This window comes from Pandoraea commovens, assembly GCF_024704525.1.
Classification (GTDB): Bacteria; Pseudomonadota; Gammaproteobacteria; order Burkholderiales; family Burkholderiaceae; genus Pandoraea; species Pandoraea commovens.
On the sequence record NZ_CP102780.1, the window covers coordinates 828,739 to 844,987 of the forward strand.

The 16,249-nt window shown below is 63.5% G+C and carries 11 protein-coding genes; 4 read left to right on the plus strand and 7 right to left on the minus strand.

Annotated elements, in window-relative coordinates; genetic code table 11:
- Positions 1 to 244 precede the first annotated feature (244 nt).
- Positions 245 to 1,624 carry an MFS transporter gene (locus NTU39_RS04160; protein ID WP_257959274.1) on the minus strand — a complete coding sequence of 460 codons (1,380 nt, stop codon included), beginning with the start codon at positions 1,622 to 1,624 and terminating at the stop codon, positions 245 to 247.
- 350 nt (positions 1,625 to 1,974) lie between these two features.
- Complete coding sequence (locus tag NTU39_RS04165; RefSeq protein ID WP_257960036.1) at positions 1,975 to 3,552, minus strand: glucan biosynthesis protein G; 1,578 nt, start codon at positions 3,550 to 3,552, stop codon at positions 1,975 to 1,977.
- Positions 3,553 to 3,803: 251 nt separating this feature from the next.
- Between NTU39_RS04165 and bglX the strand changes: the two genes are divergently transcribed.
- Entirely contained in the window at positions 3,804 to 6,134 is a 2,331-nt protein-coding gene (gene bglX / locus NTU39_RS04170; RefSeq protein ID WP_257960037.1) for a beta-glucosidase BglX, read from the plus strand.
- A gap of 40 nt (positions 6,135 to 6,174) precedes the next feature.
- On the opposite strand, the gene NTU39_RS04175 is transcribed toward bglX, so the two are convergent.
- Positions 6,175 to 7,074: a LysR family transcriptional regulator gene (locus NTU39_RS04175; RefSeq protein ID WP_150665598.1), complete on the minus strand. Its 900-nt coding sequence runs from the start codon at positions 7,072 to 7,074 to the stop codon at positions 6,175 to 6,177.
- 106 nt (positions 7,075 to 7,180) lie between these two features.
- Here NTU39_RS04175 and NTU39_RS04180 point away from each other — a divergent pair, with 106 nt between their 5' ends.
- On the plus strand, positions 7,181 to 8,290 hold the full coding sequence (locus tag NTU39_RS04180) for a tartrate dehydrogenase (protein ID WP_257959275.1): 1,110 nt from the start codon (positions 7,181 to 7,183) through the stop codon (positions 8,288 to 8,290).
- Here NTU39_RS04180 and NTU39_RS04185 read toward each other — a convergent pair.
- Positions 8,257 to 9,672: an LLM class flavin-dependent oxidoreductase gene (locus NTU39_RS04185; RefSeq protein ID WP_257959276.1), complete on the minus strand. Its 1,416-nt coding sequence runs from the start codon at positions 9,670 to 9,672 to the stop codon at positions 8,257 to 8,259. The genes NTU39_RS04180 and NTU39_RS04185 overlap by 34 nt on opposite strands.
- 214 nt (positions 9,673 to 9,886) lie before the next feature.
- On the opposite strand from NTU39_RS04185, the gene NTU39_RS04190 reads away from it, so the two are divergent.
- The gene (locus tag NTU39_RS04190) at positions 9,887 to 11,053 is read left to right on the plus strand and encodes an ABC transporter substrate-binding protein (protein ID WP_150665483.1); all 1,167 of its coding nucleotides are present in this window, start codon (positions 9,887 to 9,889) and stop codon (positions 11,051 to 11,053) included.
- A 12-nt stretch (positions 11,054 to 11,065) separates the two neighbouring features.
- Here NTU39_RS04190 and NTU39_RS04195 read toward each other — a convergent pair whose 3' ends face one another.
- Positions 11,066 to 11,989, minus strand: a complete 924-nt coding sequence (locus NTU39_RS04195) for a LysR family transcriptional regulator (protein WP_046290809.1) — start codon at positions 11,987 to 11,989, stop codon at positions 11,066 to 11,068.
- A gap of 174 nt (positions 11,990 to 12,163) precedes the next feature.
- Between NTU39_RS04195 and NTU39_RS04200 the strand changes: the two genes are divergently transcribed.
- Entirely contained in the window at positions 12,164 to 13,270 is a 1,107-nt protein-coding gene (locus NTU39_RS04200; RefSeq protein WP_257959277.1) for an NADH:flavin oxidoreductase/NADH oxidase, read from the plus strand.
- 111 nt (positions 13,271 to 13,381) lie between these two features.
- Here NTU39_RS04200 and NTU39_RS04205 read toward each other — a convergent pair whose 3' ends face one another.
- Together NTU39_RS04205 and NTU39_RS04210 are read right to left on the minus strand one after the other, a co-directional pair.
- Positions 13,382 to 14,629, minus strand: coding sequence for a sensor domain-containing phosphodiesterase (locus NTU39_RS04205; RefSeq protein ID WP_257959279.1), 1,248 nt, complete (start codon positions 14,627 to 14,629; stop codon positions 13,382 to 13,384).
- A 224-nt stretch (positions 14,630 to 14,853) separates the two neighbouring features.
- Complete coding sequence (locus NTU39_RS04210) at positions 14,854 to 16,149, minus strand: MFS transporter (protein WP_174984906.1); 1,296 nt, start codon at positions 16,147 to 16,149, stop codon at positions 14,854 to 14,856.
- Between the last annotated feature and the right edge of the window lie 100 nt (positions 16,150 to 16,249).

Here is a 16,249-nt window from a genome sequence, read left to right on the forward strand (position 1 = left end):
CCCCAGATCGTCCGTTGGGACGGATATCTGGATAACGGCGCCTGAGGCGCTCGGGTTGAATGTTTTTTCGTATGTTGCGTGCGCGCTTGGCTGATTTTAATGTGCCCCGCTCCGGCGTGCCGCTACATCGAAAGCCGCAGTCGTTCCCGTGACCGCTGCGGCGCGCATTTTCGCATGACGACACGTCGCCGTACCGTCATGCCCGCATGCAAAAATTCACCCGGACCACTCTTGACGCGCGAGATTACGCAGGTTCTCCCGCGCCGTTCGCCAATCCCGTCGAATGCCCCTGCGATTGCATCGCTGCCTGCTGCTGCACCGACGCCGATTTCTTGTGGTCGATGAGCAACACGGCGATCACGGCAATGACGGCGGGAATCGCGATTGCCATAAAGTTTTGCTGCAACGGCAGCGACATGCTCACGAGCACACCGATCACGATGGGCGCGAGAATCGCACCGCTGCGTCCCACGCCGGAAGCCCAGCCGATCCCCGTGCTGCGTGCTGCCATCGGATAGAACTGACCCGCGTAGGCGTACGTCACGATCTGCGTGCCGATGGTCGACGCACCGGCCAGTCCCACGAGCACGAAGAGCACCGGCGTCGGCACCTTCACGCCGAGCAACGTGATCGACACGGCGGCGAGTGCATACATCCCCACGAGCACGTATTTGATGTTGAAGCGATCGGCCAGCCAGCCGCCGCCGATCGCGCCGAGCATCGCGCCGAAGTTCAGCACGAGCACGAAGGTGAGCGCCGAGCCGAGGCTGTAGCCGGCGCTCGCCATGAGCTTCGCAAGCCACGAGCTGAGCGCGTACACCATGAACAGACACATGAAGAACGCGACCCACAGCATGACCGTGCTGAAGCCACGCCCGTCCTGGAACAAACGCGAGAGCGGCGCGGCTTGCTTGCGGTCCGTGCCCGGCAGTGCGAACTGGTCACTCGGCTGCGCAACGTAATCCGGCGAGAGGCGGGCGAGGACTTGCTTGAGTGTGTCGAGACGTCCGTTACGAATGAGGAACGGCATCGATTCGGGGAGCGCTTTCATCGCGAACGGCACGAGCAGCGCCGGAACACTGGCCGCGAGAAACACGGACTGCCAGCCGTACGACTCGATCAGCCCTTTGCCGAGGAGTGCTGCGAGCATGCCGCCGACGGAGTAGCCCGAGAACATGAGCGTGACGAGTGTGCCGCGCAGACGTCGCGGTGAGTATTCCGTCATCTGCGCCACGACAATCGGCATCACGCCGCCGATGCCGACGCCTGCCAGAAAGCGGGTGACGGAAAAACTGATCGGCTCATGCGTGAGACCGGCCGCTGCGGTGAACAGCGAGAACATCAGGACGCAGATGGCGATGGCTTTGCGACGGCCGATGCTGTCCGCGACCATGCCCATCACGATGGCACCGAACATCATGCCGAACAGGGCCGAGCTGACCATGAAACCGGCGCTGGTGGCGTCGACGTTCATCGCCTTCATGATCGACGGCAATGCAATGCCCGCGACTGCGAGGTCGTAGCCGTCGAAGATGATGATGAGTGCGCACCAAAGCAGGATGCGTCCGTGATAGCCGTTGAAGCGCGCTTCGTCGGCCAGATGATGTACGTCGATGTGTCGCATGCGGGTGTCTCCATAAACGAATCCGCCCTCCGTCGGATCGCGGAGAGTCTTTGTGTATTCCTTTATGACCGACGCACGCGGCAGCGAGGCCGAGCTTCAGCGGCGCGACCTGAGGTCGTTACCAAGGAAGCAGACCACCTCTATGTCCTGCGATGGGTGGCTGTTCATGCAATATCGTGCATGCAGTAAACGCGAAACGGACGTCGACTGCAAGGCGAATTTGACGTTTCTAGGGTTTTACATGAGAAAACGCCGCTCGTAAGTGACTGTTTAATTATGGCGAGGGACGTGTTGGAAGAGGTGAGATGTGCGGCGGCAGAACACCGCCGCACGGACTACATTAATGCAACTTATTGCTTAGCGACGGAGAAAGGCGGGAGTTGATAGCTCCACGTCTCGCTGATCGCCTTCCCGCCCGAGACGAGCGCGGCGCGCAGTTCGACGACCTTGGCCGGATCCTTGACCATCACGCGCAGGTTCAGGCGCATGCCATGCGTGACCGGGTTCGGTTGCAGCGTCTGCTCGATGATGGTGGCGTTATCGCTGACGCTGATTTGCGATGTGACTGAACCGGGCGGCAGCGTGGCGAGCGGGCCACCGTCGAAGTCCACGATCAGGCCCGTGCTGCCGTCGAAGTGACGAATCAGATTGGCCTGCGTGATCTCGCCTGCGGTGCGCAGCGTCTGCTTGACCCATGCCAGATTGCGGTCGACGATGCCGCGCTCGTTCATCGTCCAGCGGATGTTGTAGTCGGCCTGCAACGGCGTGCCCTTGGGCGGCAGTTGATCAGGCGTCCAGAACGCGCCGATGTTGTCGTTGGTCTCGTCCGGCGACGGAAGCTCGACCAGTTCGACATGTCCCTTGCCCCAGTCGCCCTGCGGCTCGACCCACGCACTCGGGCGCAGATCGTAGCGGTCCTTCAGGTCTTCGTATTGCGAGAAATCGCGTCCGCGCTGAAGCAGGCCGAAGCCGCGCGGATTGGTCACCTGGAACTGGCTGATGGCGACGTTGCGCGGATTGTTCAGCGGACGCCAGATCCATTCGCCATTACCCGCGTGAATCGCCAGACCGTTCGAATCGTGCAGCGCCGGACGGAAGTTGTACGGATCGCGCTGCTGGTTCGGTCCGAACAGGAACATGCTCGTGAGCGGCGCGATGCCGAGCTTCGTCACCTTATCGCGCATGAACACGCGTGCCTGCACCTTCAACAGCGAGTCTTCGCCCGGCGTCAGGTCGAAGCGATAAGCACCCGTGGCGCGCTTCGAATCGAGCAATGCGTAGAAGACGAGATGCTTGTCGCCCGCATTCGGACGCTCGATCCAGAACTCGCGAAACGCCGGGAATTCTTCGGCGATGGGCAGTCCGGTGTCGATGGCAAGACCGCGCGCGGACAGACCGTAGATCTGGCCTTTGCCGATCACGCGGAAATAGCTCGCGCCAAGCACGCTCATGATTTCGTCGAGCTTGCCGGGTTCGTTGATCGGGTAGAGCACGCGAAAGCCCGCGTAGCCCAGGTCGTGCGTGGCGCTGCGGTCGAGCTTGAGATCGCCAAAGTCGAAGCGCTTGCTGTCGTACTTGATCTCGTCGATCTTCGCGCTAGCGCCGGTGCCGACGATCTCGTTGATCTTCACCGGCGTGCTGAACTGCATGCCCTGATGATAGAAGCCGAGCTTGAACGCCGTCGGCTGATCGTTCCATTCGAACGCTTCGCGGCGCGGCTGGATCTTGATGTAGTCGCCGAACTGCATCTTTGCGAAGGCCGGTGTGAGGTTGCTTGCCGGGGCCGTGTAGGGCTTGTCGGCGAGCGCCTTCGCGCGGGCGGTCACGTCATCGAGGGAGAACGCATTGGCATGCGCGGCACCCAGCAGGGCGGCACCCGTGGCGACCCATGATGCGCATCGGCGCCAGGACGCAATCTGAAAAAACAAAACCAAAAGTCGCTCCTGAAGTGAAGGGGCAGGTTGCCTCGGCGCCGACATCGGGGGTGGCGCCATACCGCATCGAGGCACAGAAATCTTTCAAAAAACGCCAATTGTGGCAAAGTATCGCACTTCGTGTTGCGAGTTCGACGTTTTGCGGCACTCGCAACGCCCGCCGATACGACGACCCAGACGTTCTGGTGCACGACGCTGCTGCGCGCGCCACACGTCGCATTCAATTGGATCGCCATCAGATGCGAATGCTCTCCGCACTGGCCCTTGCCGCCAGTTTCGCCGTCGCGCCGGCCTTTGCCAGCGCCGCTCAAGCCTCCGACAACGTGAACAACGGCGGTGTTCCCGTCGCCATGCCCTCGGCGTCCGCCAAGCAACGCTTTGTCGACGATCTCATCGCGCGCATGACGCTCGAAGAGAAGATCGGTCAGCTGCGCCTGATCAGCATCGGCGCGGACATGCCGCAGCCGAAACTCATCAAGGAAATCGCCGCCGGTCGTGTCGGCGGCACGTTCAACTCCGTCACGCGCAGCGAGAATCGTCCGCTGCAAGAGGCTGCCGTCAAGCAAAGCCGTCTGAAGATTCCGATCTTCTTCGCCTACGACATCGTGCACGGCCATCGCACCGTGTTCCCGATCAGCCTCGGCCTCGCGTCGAGCTGGGACATGACGGCGGTCAAGCAGGCCGCACGCGTGGCCGCGCAGGAAGCGAGCGCGGACGGGCTGGACGCCACGTTTGCGCCGATGGTCGACATCTCGCGCGATCCGCGCTGGGGCCGCACCTCGGAAGGCTTCGGCGAAGACCCCTATCTGGTCTCGCAGAGCGCGCGCGCCAGCGTGCAGGGCTTTCAGGGCACCTCGCCCGCCAATCCGGACAGCCTGATGGCGTTCGTGAAGCACTTCGCGCTGTATGGCGCAGTGGAAGGCGGGCGCGATTACAACGTCGTCGACATGAGTCCGATGCGCATGTATCAGGACTATCTGCCGCCGTATCGTGCCGGTATCGATGCCGGTGCAGGCGGGGTGATGATCGCGCTGAACTCCGTGAATGGCACACCCGCGACGTCGAACAAATGGCTATTGCGCGACCTGCTGCGTGGCGAGTGGGGCTTCAAGGGTGTGACGGTGAGCGATCACGGCGCGATTGAAGAGCTGATGCGTCACGGCGTGGCGAAGGATGGCCGTGAAGCCGCCAAACTCGCCATCGAAGCGGGCGTCGACATGAGCATGGCCGATCAGCAATACCTCAAGCAGTTGCCGGATCTCGTGAAGTCGGGCGACGTGCCGATTCGCTTCATCGACGATGCTGTGCGTGAAGTGCTCGGCGCGAAGTACGACATGGGTCTCTTTGCCGATCCGTATCGTCGTATCGGCAATGCCGCGCAAGACCCGAAGGATGTGTACGCCGACGACCGTCTGCATCGCGACGCCGCACGCGACATCGCTCGTAAGTCGATCGTCCTGCTCGAAAACCAGCACGATGCACTGCCGCTGAAGAAGGCGGGAAAGGTCGCCGTGATCGGGCCGCTCGCCGATTCGAAGCTCGACATGATGGGTAGCTGGTCGGCGGCGGGCAAACCGGCGCAGGCCGTCTCGCTGTTGCAAGGCGTGCGCGACACGCTCGGCGACAAGGCGCAGGTGACCTACGCGCGCGGCGCGAACATCACCGACGATCCGCGCGTGGTCGAGTACCTGAACTTCCTCGACTGGGACAATCCGGAGGTCGTGCAGGACAAGCGCACGCCGCAGCAGATGATCGACGAAGCCGTGCAGGTCGCGCGCAACGCCGACACGCTGATCGTGGCCGTGGGCGAATCGCGCGGCATGTCGCATGAAGCGTCGAGCCGCACGAGCCTCATGTTGCCGGGCAGCCAACTGGCGTTGTTGCAGGCGCTCAAGGCGACGGGTAAGCCGCTTGTCGTGGTGCTGATGAACGGCCGTCCGCTCGATCTGAACTGGGCGAAGGCCAATGCCGACGCGATGCTGGAGACGTGGTACGCGGGCACCGAAGGCGGTCATGCGATTGCCGACGTGCTGTTCGGCGACTACAACCCGTCGGGCAAGCTGCCGATCTCCTTCCCGCGCTCCATCGGTCAGATCCCGACGTACTACAACCAGCTGCGCATCGGCCGTCCGTTCACGCCGGGCAAGCCCGCGAACTACACGTCGCAATACTTCGAGGAAGACTCCGGCCCGCTGTATGCGTTCGGATACGGCCTGAGCTACACGACGTTCGACGTGTCGAAGGTCAAGCTCTCGGCGAAGACGATGACGAGCGGCGGCAAGGTGGAAGCGAGCGTGACGGTGCGCAACACCGGCAAACGCGAAGGCGAGACGGTCGTGCAGATGTATTTGCAGGACGTGGCGGCGTCGATCGTGCGTCCGATCAAGGAACTGAAGGGCTTTCAGAAGGTGAGTCTGAAGCCGGGTGAGTCGCGCACCGTGCAATTCGCCATCGACGAGAGTCTGCTGAAGTTCTACAACGCGAAGCTGCAATACGTGGCGGAGCCGGGCGACTTCAACGTGCAGATCGGACTCGATTCGCAGAACGTCCAGCAAGCGACGTTCACGCTTCAGTAATGCTTCAGTAATGCTTCAATAACCTAAGCCTTACGTCAGCTTACGCCTGCGTTTGGAATTCCCCCGCAAGGAATTCCACGCAGGCGCGCACTTTGGCCGACGACGCCACGCGCGACGGATATACCGCCCAGACGTTGGCCGGTTGCGTGACGTCCGGCAGTACCTGCACCAGTTCTCCGCGCGCGATCAGCGCACCTACATCCCACATTGACCGCAGCACGATGCCCTGACCGTCGAGCGCCCACTGCACTGCGACTTCGCCGTGGTTCGTCGAGAGCGGCCCCGTCACCTTGAGCGAGACGGACTCACCACGCTGCTGCAATCGCCACATGCCGAACGGGTGATCGCGTTCCTTGATGACGATGCACGCGTGTCCCGCGAGATCGCTTAGCTGGCGCGGCGTGCCGTGCGCTTCCAGATACGCCGCCGACGCGCACAACACGCGATGGTTGTCTGCGAGCTTGCGCGCAATCAGATGCGGTGCAATCTCGTCTCCGATACGTACGTCGAGGTCGTAACCTTCCGCCGCAACGTCGACGATGCGGTCGAACAGGTCCAGCCGGACATTGAGTTGCGGATGCAGCGCACGAAGCCGCGACATCGCCGGGGCCACCACGTGCCGTCCGAAGCCGAAGCTGCTCGACACCCGAAGCGTGCCGCGTGGCACCTGACGCGTACTCGACACGTCCTCCATCAGATGACTCACGTCGTCGAGAATCTTCTCGGCCCACGCGTAGACCCGCTCACCCGCGTCGGTGATCGCCACGCGCCGCGTCGAGCGGTGTAGCAGACGCGTGCCGAGATCGGCCTCCAGCATGCCCACGCGCTTGCTCACGTAGGCGGGCGAGACGCCCAGCGCCTCGGCGGCTGCCGAGAAGCTGGCGCGGCGCGCGACCTGACAGAACACGCGCAGATCGTCGAGATTGGGATTGACGGGCAGAGGTTTATTCACGATTCGTGGATAGTGGATTAACCGATTGGGGGATTTTATCCGCGTTGGAATAGAATAATCTAGCGGCATTCGTCAAACGTTCAGGAGACAGACCATGACCGAAACGTCCCAACGCCCCCAGCGTCCGTTCAAGATCGCCGTGATTCCGGGCGATGGCATCGGTAAAGAGGTGATGCCCGAAGGCGTGCGCGTGCTCGACGCCGCCAGCAAGCGCTTCGGCATTCCCGTCGAATATCAGCACATCGAGTGGGCGAGCTGTGACTACTACGTCCAGCACGGCCAGATGATGCCGGACGACTGGAAGCAGCAGCTCGACGGCGTGGACGCGATTCTGTTCGGTGCGGTGGGCTGGCCCGAGACGGTGCCCGATCACATTTCGCTGTGGGGATCGTTGCTGAAGTTCCGTCGCGAGTTCGATCAGTACATCAATCTGCGCCCGGCGCGTCTGTTCGACGGTGTGCCGTCGCCGCTCGCGAATCGCAAGGCGGGCGACATCGATTTCATGATCGTGCGCGAGAACACCGAGGGTGAATATTCGTCGATTGGCGGTGTGATGTTCGAAGGCACGGAGCGTGAGTTCGTCGTGCAGGAGTCGGTGTTCACGCGTCAGGGCACGGAGCGCGTGCTGAAGTTTGCGTTCGACCTCGCGCAGCAACGCGAGCGCAAGCACGTGACGGTCGCAACGAAGAGCAACGGCATTTCGATCTCCATGCCGTGGTGGGACAAGCGTGCGGCCGAGACGGCGGCGAAGTATCCCGACATCACGTGGGACAAGCAGCACATCGACATTCTGTGCGCGCGCTTCGTGCTGAATCCGGATCGTTTCGACGTGGTCGTCGCCTCGAATCTGTTCGGCGACATTCTGTCGGACCTCGGCCCGGCGTGCACCGGAACCATCGGCATTGCGCCGTCCGGCAACCTGAACCCCGAAGGCAAGTTTCCGTCGCTGTTCGAGCCGGTGCACGGTTCGGCCCCGGATATCGCAGGCAAGAACATCGCGAACCCGATCGGCATGATCTGGACCGCTGCGATGATGCTCGACTTCATCGGTCGGGGCGATGCGCGTACGCGTGACGCCCACGACGCGATCCTCGCCGCCATCACGCAGGTCATCAAAGACGGTCCGCGCACCGGCGACATGGGCGGGCGCGCGAACACGACCGAAGTGGGTCAGGCGATTGCGGCAATCGTCTCGGCCGGTTGATCGGCTGAATCGGCTGAGCCAGTCTGCGCCGCCGATGCAACGTCGCGCGGCGCAAAGTACCGGTTGGGTACGGCCGGTACGCCGAGATTCTCGCGGAAGGTGCGGCCTTCGTACTGCGTGCGAAACAGGCCGCGCCGTTGCAACTCCGGCACCACCAGATCGACGAACGACGTAATGCCTGCGGGCGCGCTCGGAAACATGATGTTGAAGCCATCGGCCGCCCCCGTCTCGAACCAGTGCTGAAAGTCGTCGGCGATCGATGCCGGTGTGCCGACCAGCACGCGGTGTCCGCCACCGGTAAAGCGTGTGTATAGCTCGCGCACGGTCGGCTGTTCGCGTCTTATCCAGTCCACCAGCAGTTTCTGACGGCTCTTGTGCGAGTTCGTCCCCGGCACGTGTTCGGGCAGCGGCACCTTCGCGTCGAACGGCAGGCTGCCGAGATCGATGCCGAGGCTCGCGTAGTTCGTCAGCGCACCCAGCACGACCGCCGGGTCGCGATGCGACAGCAGGCTGTCGTAGAGGTCTTCGGCTTGCGATTGTGTGCGTCCCACGATAGGCGAGACGCCCGGCAGGATGAAGATGTGTTCCGGCTTACGTCCGTACTTCAACGCACGTGTCTTCACGTCCGTATAGAACGCGCGGGCATCCTCGATGTCTTGCGCCGCCGTGTAGAGCAGTTCGCCCGCGCGTGCGGCCAGCTCACGTCCCGCCTCGCTCGACCCTGCCTGCGCGATGACCGGCCAGCCCTGCACCGGACGCGGCGCACTGAGCGGCCCGCGTACGCGGAAGTGCTTGCCCCGATGATCGAGCGTGCGGATGCGCGACGGATCGGCCCACTGGCCAGTTGCCTTATTGCGGGGGAAGGCGTCGTCGGCGTGGCTGTCCCAGAGGCCGGTGGCGACCTCAAAGAACTCGTTCGCGCGCTCGTAGCGCTCGGCATGGTCGACGTGATCGTCGCGGTTGAAGTTCTCGCCGCCGCCGGTGGACGTTACGAGATTCCATCCGGCACGCCCACCCGACAGATGGTCGAGCGACGCGAACGCACGTGCCACGTTGTACGGCTCGCTGTAGGTGGTGCTGACGGACGCCACAAGCCCGATGTGCTTCGTCGCCCCGGCCAGTCCTGCGAGCAGCACGACCGGATCCCAGCGTGGTGCGCCGGGGCTGTGGGCGAGCGCAACCGGGTCCGTCGAAACGAAGAGGTTGTCGAAGAAGAACAGCGCATCGAACAGGCCACGTTCCAGTTCCTGCGCGTAGTGTCGGTAGCGCGCGAATTGTGAGTAGGCGTCCGTGTCGGTGTCGGGGTGGCGCCAGCTATCGCCTTGCACGCCGGAACCCGACATGTAGGCGCCCAGCCGGAGTTTGCGGGCAGGTTGCGTCATGGACTTGCTCTCGTTCGATTTCGGTAGACGACCACGATAGGCGCACGACGCACGTCACGACAAACAACGAAATCAGATAAGCAAACCGCCATAAGCAAACTCGCACCGCGCGGGCTATGGATCGCATCAATCGATGGTTGGGAATGCGATGGGGCGTGCCTAGACTGGCACATCCTCTTACTCTCAAAGCTGCGCCGATGCGCGGCGACATGCCATGACGAACACTGCCTCCCATGCCGCCCCTACGGCCCAGCCTGTCAGTCCCGTGCTCGACGCGTTCATCGCGGCGTCTGCCATTGCCTTCGGCCTCTATGTCTCTACACCATCGCGTGCCGCGATGGTACGTGCCACGCTGGCGCGCTCGGCGAAGCGTGACCTGCGGGCGCGGGCTCAAGACCGCTGGCCGACGTGGCGCGCACGCTTGCGTCGTGGTGCGGCGGTGGCGCTGAGCGTCGCGGCGATTCTTCCGTTCTCGAGCAACGCAGCAAAGGCGGCAGATAAGCCAGTGCTCGTCGTGGGCGATCAGGCCTATAACGCGCAGAGTCTCTTCGAAGCGTCGGGTGCTTTGCAGGACGCGCCTTACACCGTCTCATGGAAGCAATTTCCCGCCGGTACGCCGGTCGTCGAAGCGGTGAACGCCGGTGCGCTCGACATCGGCTTACAGGGCGACGGCCCGGTGCTGTTCCTTGCTGCACAGGGTGCACCGGTCAAGGTCATCGGCATCTATCGCGACAGTCCGGACAGCGTGGTACTGCTCGCGGGACCGCACACGCAGATCAAGACGGTGGCCGATCTGAAGGGTAAGACGGTCGCGATCACGCGTGGCGGCTGGTCGCAGCAGTTGGTGCAGGCGGCGCTGGTGTCTGCCGGGCTGCCGCTCGATTCGGTGAAGTATTCGTATCTGGCGTCGGTCGATTCGGCCGCCGCGTTACAGGCGGGCAAGGTCGATGCGACGGCGACGTGGGAGCCGTACGTGACACGCTTGCGTCAGGCGGGCGCGCGCACCGTTGTGACGGCGCGCGGCCTGATCGCGGCGCAGAGCTATCTGTCCACGACGCAGAAGGTGATCGACAGCAAGCGCGAATTGCTAGGGGACTTCGTGCAGCGCTATCAACGCGCGCGTGAATGGTCGCTGGCGGATGCGAAGCACATCGAGCGTTACGCCGACGTCTGGGCTGCGAAGTCGCGTGTCGATCCGAAGCTGGCGCATCAATGGTTCAGCACGTCGCGCATTCGCTATGAACCGCTGACGGACGCCGCCATTGCAGAAGCGCAGAAGAGTGTCGACGACTTCGTCAAAACCGGCACGCTGACGAAGGGGTTCGACGTGCGGGGTCTGTTCGATACGTCGTTCAACAAGTTCACGCAAGCGGCGCGATAACACGCGATAACGTCACGCACTCGCGCGCTGCAACACCTTCTCGCCACCGAACGCACGCGGGCGCGGCGCGTCGACGCGCTCGCGCAGCAGCTCGACCGCCCGCTGCGCGCGTGCCGACAGCGGCCACTCTGCGCGATGGATCAGCCAAAGCGTGTCCACGACCGGCGGGCCGCAATCCACGACACGAATGGCGTCCTGTGACGCGAACGCCTGCCGTGCGTACTGCGGGATGACGGTGAACCCCAGCCCACGTGCGACGTACTCGAGAATCAGGCTGATCTGATTCGTACATCCCTTGCACGGCAGACTCTGCACGCCCGGATTGCCCGGAAAGCGGCGACTTAGCAAGCGCGTCGACATCGCCTCGCCATCGGGGTGATCGATGAAGCCGATGCGTTTGAGATCCTCCCACTTGTGCACGTCCTCACCGGCGGGCACCACGAGTTCGAGCGGTTCCTGCGTGAAAGGTGTCGCCGTGAGACGGGGGTCGTCTGGGCGCAGCGTCACGAGGCCCAGCTCGAAGTGATTCTGAAGAATGCCTTCGAGCACTTCGCGATCGGGCGCGAAACGGTGACGCACGGCCATCGCGGGATTTGCCTGCTGCATGTCGAGCAGGATCGGACACAGGTACAGCCCGATGCTCCCCGGCGTGATGAGGTTGATGTTGCCGCATTCCTCGTTCGCATCTTCCAGGCTTGAGCGCAAATGCCGCCCCGCGCACTCGACCTGTTCGCAATAGACGAGCAGCGCCTGACCGGCGGGTGTCAGTTCCACGGCACGCGGGCGGCGCACGAGCAACGGGCCGAATTCCTCTTCGAGATGCTTGATGTGCTGGCTGACCGCTGCCTGCGTCAGCCCCAGCTGGTCGGCTGTGCGGGTGAAGTTACCCAGCTCGGCGAGCGTGGCGAAGGATTTGAGCCACTGGGGATTGACCATAATGAAGTGTTATCGAATCGATAATTTGCAGATAGTTTCCATTATAGCGATGTGGGGCTACCATTGCTTGCGTCGACCAAACCGGTCGAGATGCCGTGAAGACCGCCCCGAGCCGCAGGCTCCGCCGGTCGGCACCGCTGTGCCCTGACATTGCCCCCCAATTAGAGAAACCTCATGTCTGCCCTGTTTTCCCCGTTTGAACTGAAGAGCGCGAAGTTGCGCAACCGCATCGCGATCCCACCGATGTGCCAGTACAGCGCCGTCGACGGCGTGACCAACGACTGGCACCTCGCCCACTACGCCAGCCTGGCGCGCGGTGGTGCGGGTCTGGTGATCGTCGAAGCGACCGCCGTGTCGCCCGAAGGCCGCATTTCGCCGGGATGCACCGGTCTGTGGAACGACGAACAGACGGCTGGCATGGCGCGCATCGCTGCGGCCATCAAGTCGCACGGCGCGGTGCCGGGCATCCAGATCGCTCACGCGGGCCGCAAGGCAAGCGCCAACCGCCCGTGGGAAGGCGACGACCATATCGGTGAAGACGACCCGCGCGGCTGGCCGACGATCTCGCCGTCCGCTGTCGCCTTCGGCGGCGACCTCGGCAAGGTGCCTAAGGCCATGACGCTCGACGACATCGCCCGCGTGAAGGCCGACTTTGTGGCCGCCGCACGCCGCGCGCTTGCCGCAGGCTTCGAATGGCTCGAACTGCACTTTGCCCACGGTTATCTGGCGCAGAGCTTCTTCTCGCTGCATGCTAACCATCGCGAAGACGACTATGGTGGCGATCTCGCTGGCCGTAGCCGTTTCCTGCTGGAGACGTTGGCTGCCGTGCGCGAAGTATGGCCGGAACATCTGCCGCTCACCGCGCGTTTCGGCGTCATCGAATACGATGGCCGCGACGAAGAAACGCTGGCGGAATCGATCACGCTCGCGCGTCAGATGCGCGAAGGCGGTCTGGACCTGTTGAGCGTGAGCGTTGGCTTCTCGACACCGAACGCGAACATTCCCTGGGGCACGCCGTTCCTCGCACCGATTTCGGAACGTGTGAAGAAGGAAGCGGGTCTTCCGGTGGCATCGGCCTGGGGCATCGACGATCCGGTCGTGGCAAACCGCATCGTGGCGGACGGTCAACTGGATCTCGTGATGGTGGGCCGCGCCCATCTGGCGAACCCGCACTGGCCGTGCTTCGCTGCGCGCGAACTCGACGAGAAGCGTCCGACGTGGGTGCTGCCCGCGCCTTACGCTCATTGGCTTGAGCGCTATCGCGCACCGCGCGCCGCTTAAGTCGGACGAAGCCAGTCACACGCATCGCTCGAAATGCAACGCCCCCGGACGTCGTAAGACGCCGGGGGCGTTTTTTGGGGCGCTACGGAGGCAAAGTCCGTGGCGTGATGCCTACCAGTTGATATCCACGCAAAGCACATGAAGCCCCTGCTTCGCGGGCGACGCGATGGAGGCCGTCACGCACAAGTGCGCTTCGTTGATCGAGAGATAGGGCGGCGTGAAATGCACTTCGCCGGGTGCACGCATGGCCTCGATGAAGTACGGACGCCGCGCCCAGTTCGCGCCTTCCGAATGCAGCAGCGGACGAAAACGTTTGGCGCGTTGCGACGAATGGCTGTGCGGCAGCACGTTGTCGCCGATCTGGCGGCCGACCGCGTCGAGCAGGAAGCAGCGTGCGGCGTCGGGCAGGGCGAGCAAGTCGTGCGTTGCCTGACGAATGTCCTGTCCCTGTGCAATGCGCGCCGCAGCCGATTCGATCCCGGCGACATATGGCGCCAGTCGTGCATGCTGCGCCCGTTCGCGTTCGACGATCTGGGTGCGCAGCGCGGATGAGAGCGCGTCCATCCGCTCGGCAGCCACCTTCGGCGGCACGGGGTCGAAATCCGGTGCGGCGAAATACTGGCCTTGCACGAAGTCGACATTGCATTCCAGTGCGATCAGCGCTTCGCGATCCGTCGTGAGGCCACCCATCATCACCAACTGTCCCGATTCGTGCAGCAACGACACGAGACCCGGCAGCACGCGCGCGAGGTGCGATTGCTCGGCGGCCTGCGCCAGAATGCCGCGATCCAGCACCACGATATCCGGACGCAGATCCCAGACGCGGTCGATGTTCGAATGCTTTGCGCCGAAGCCGCCCAGCGCAATCAGAAAACCCGCCTTGCGCAGGCTGCCGACGATTGCGCCGAAGCGCGGCGTGTCGCCGCCCGCCTGTTCGGGCACTTCCAGGACAACGCGCTGCGGCGACAGACCTGTCGCCTTGAGCGTGGCAATCAGCGCGTCGCCGTAGACCGTATCCATCAGCGCCGCAGGGTGCAGATTCAGAAAGAGCCACGCATCGCGGCTGTCGAATTCGTGGAAGTTGCCCAGGTGCAGCGACTCGGCGAGTCGGCCCAGCTCCAGCATGTCGCCATGACGCGCGGCCATCGTGAACACTTCGTGCGACGGCACATGGCGGCCCTGTGCGTCGTGTGCGCGCAGCGAAGCGTGATAGCCGATGGCGCGCCGGTGCGAGACCGAGAACACCGGCTGGAAGACGCTGGAGATCGTGAAATCGCCGTATATGACGATGCGCCGACCGTCGTCGGCCGCCGTCATTCGTGGCGGCAGGAGTCCGGGGGCGTCGAGATCGATGGTCATGGTCGTGACAGGCGCGGGGCTTGCGAGAGATATGTACAGAATAGGAGAGCAAGAAGCGTGCTCAAAGGCGCGCGCTATTGTCCCCGATTTTCAAGGCGATTTTCGTGTGTCTTGTGACGCGACGCACCAGAGAATGCCGTCCGCGCCCCAAAGTGGGGCATAGATGCCGGGGATGGCGGCACTCGCATGCGCGGCATCGCCATCCCGTGGGCTGCGTAGCTGAACTAGGGGGCCAACACCTGCGCTCGCCGGGCCACGCGGGCAAGGGCCAGCGCACAGACCGCGTTGAATACGTGCAGGCCGCCCGGGCCGAGCAGCGTCACGGCCAGCGAGGCGATCATCGGCCCGAGCAGGCCGCCGACGGAAAAGAGGATGAGCAACGTGGCGCTTACGCCGATACGCCGCTCCGGTTCCGTGCGGTCGTTCACATGCGAGACGATCAGCCCGTACTGCGTGAAGTTCACGGCCGAGAACAGGAACATCAGCAGGAAGACCAGCCAGTGCGCCTGAATGAAGATGAGCGGCGCGCAGAACACGACCGACGCCAGCGCCAGACGCCGCGACACCGTGCGCCGGTCCATGCGGTCTGACAAGCGTCCCACCGGCCATTGCATGAGCAGCGCGCCGAAAAGCGCCACGCCCATCAACGTCGACAGACTGCCGATGGAGAAGCCGATTCGGGTGAGATAGACCGGCATCATCGCGTAGAACGCGCTGTACAGGAACCCGGCGAGAATGCAGCCCGGAATGGCAATCGGTGTGGCGCGCGCCATTTCCGTGACGCTGTCGAACAGACTCATCGCCGGTTGTTTGACGAGACGCTCGTCGGCCACGCGCGTGGGCCAGCCCTGCATGAGCGTGATCGGCAGAATGGCGGCGACGAACAATCCGGCGACGAGCAGCAACTGCCCCTCGCTGCCCGCCTCACCGATATTGAGCAGGAACTGTCCGGTGCTCACCGCGAGGTAGTTGATCGTGAGGTACGAGCCGAACACGCGCCCTCGCATGGTGTTCGGCACCGACCCGTTGAGCCAGCTTTCCACCGTGGTGTACATGCCCATCAGCGCAAGGCCAGTGCCTACGCGAAGCAGACAAAGCAGCAGCATCGACTCGGAGACCGCGAAGCCCATCACGAAGAGGGCGCCCAGCGCGGTGAACGCCACGAACGCGCGATGCTGCCCGATGCGCTCGATCAGCGAGCGGTTGTAGAACGCACCGAGCAGGAAGCCCGCGTAGTAGCACGACTGGATCACCCCGATGGTGAACGTCGACGCGCCGAACTTCAGCGCATGGAAAGGCACAGCGGTGACGAACAGCCCGTTGCCCACGACCAGCACGCCGTAGCCCAGCAGAATGCCCATGAGCGCGGGATAGACACTGATGGGCAGGGGGACGGCGTCCGCCGGGGCAGGGCCGGGCGGCGTCGACGGCGTACCCAGCAGCGAGGCTTCGGACAGCGGGCCGGGACGATCGGGTTCGTCTTCGGCAATGGCAGGATCTAGCGACGGATCGCGTTGCATTCGATTTCGCAGGGCTCGCGGGCCAGAGAAGTGGGGGCAAAGGCTTGCACGAGCGTTCATCATCGCACGATGAAGACACTTAGGCGAACTGATCACGGTG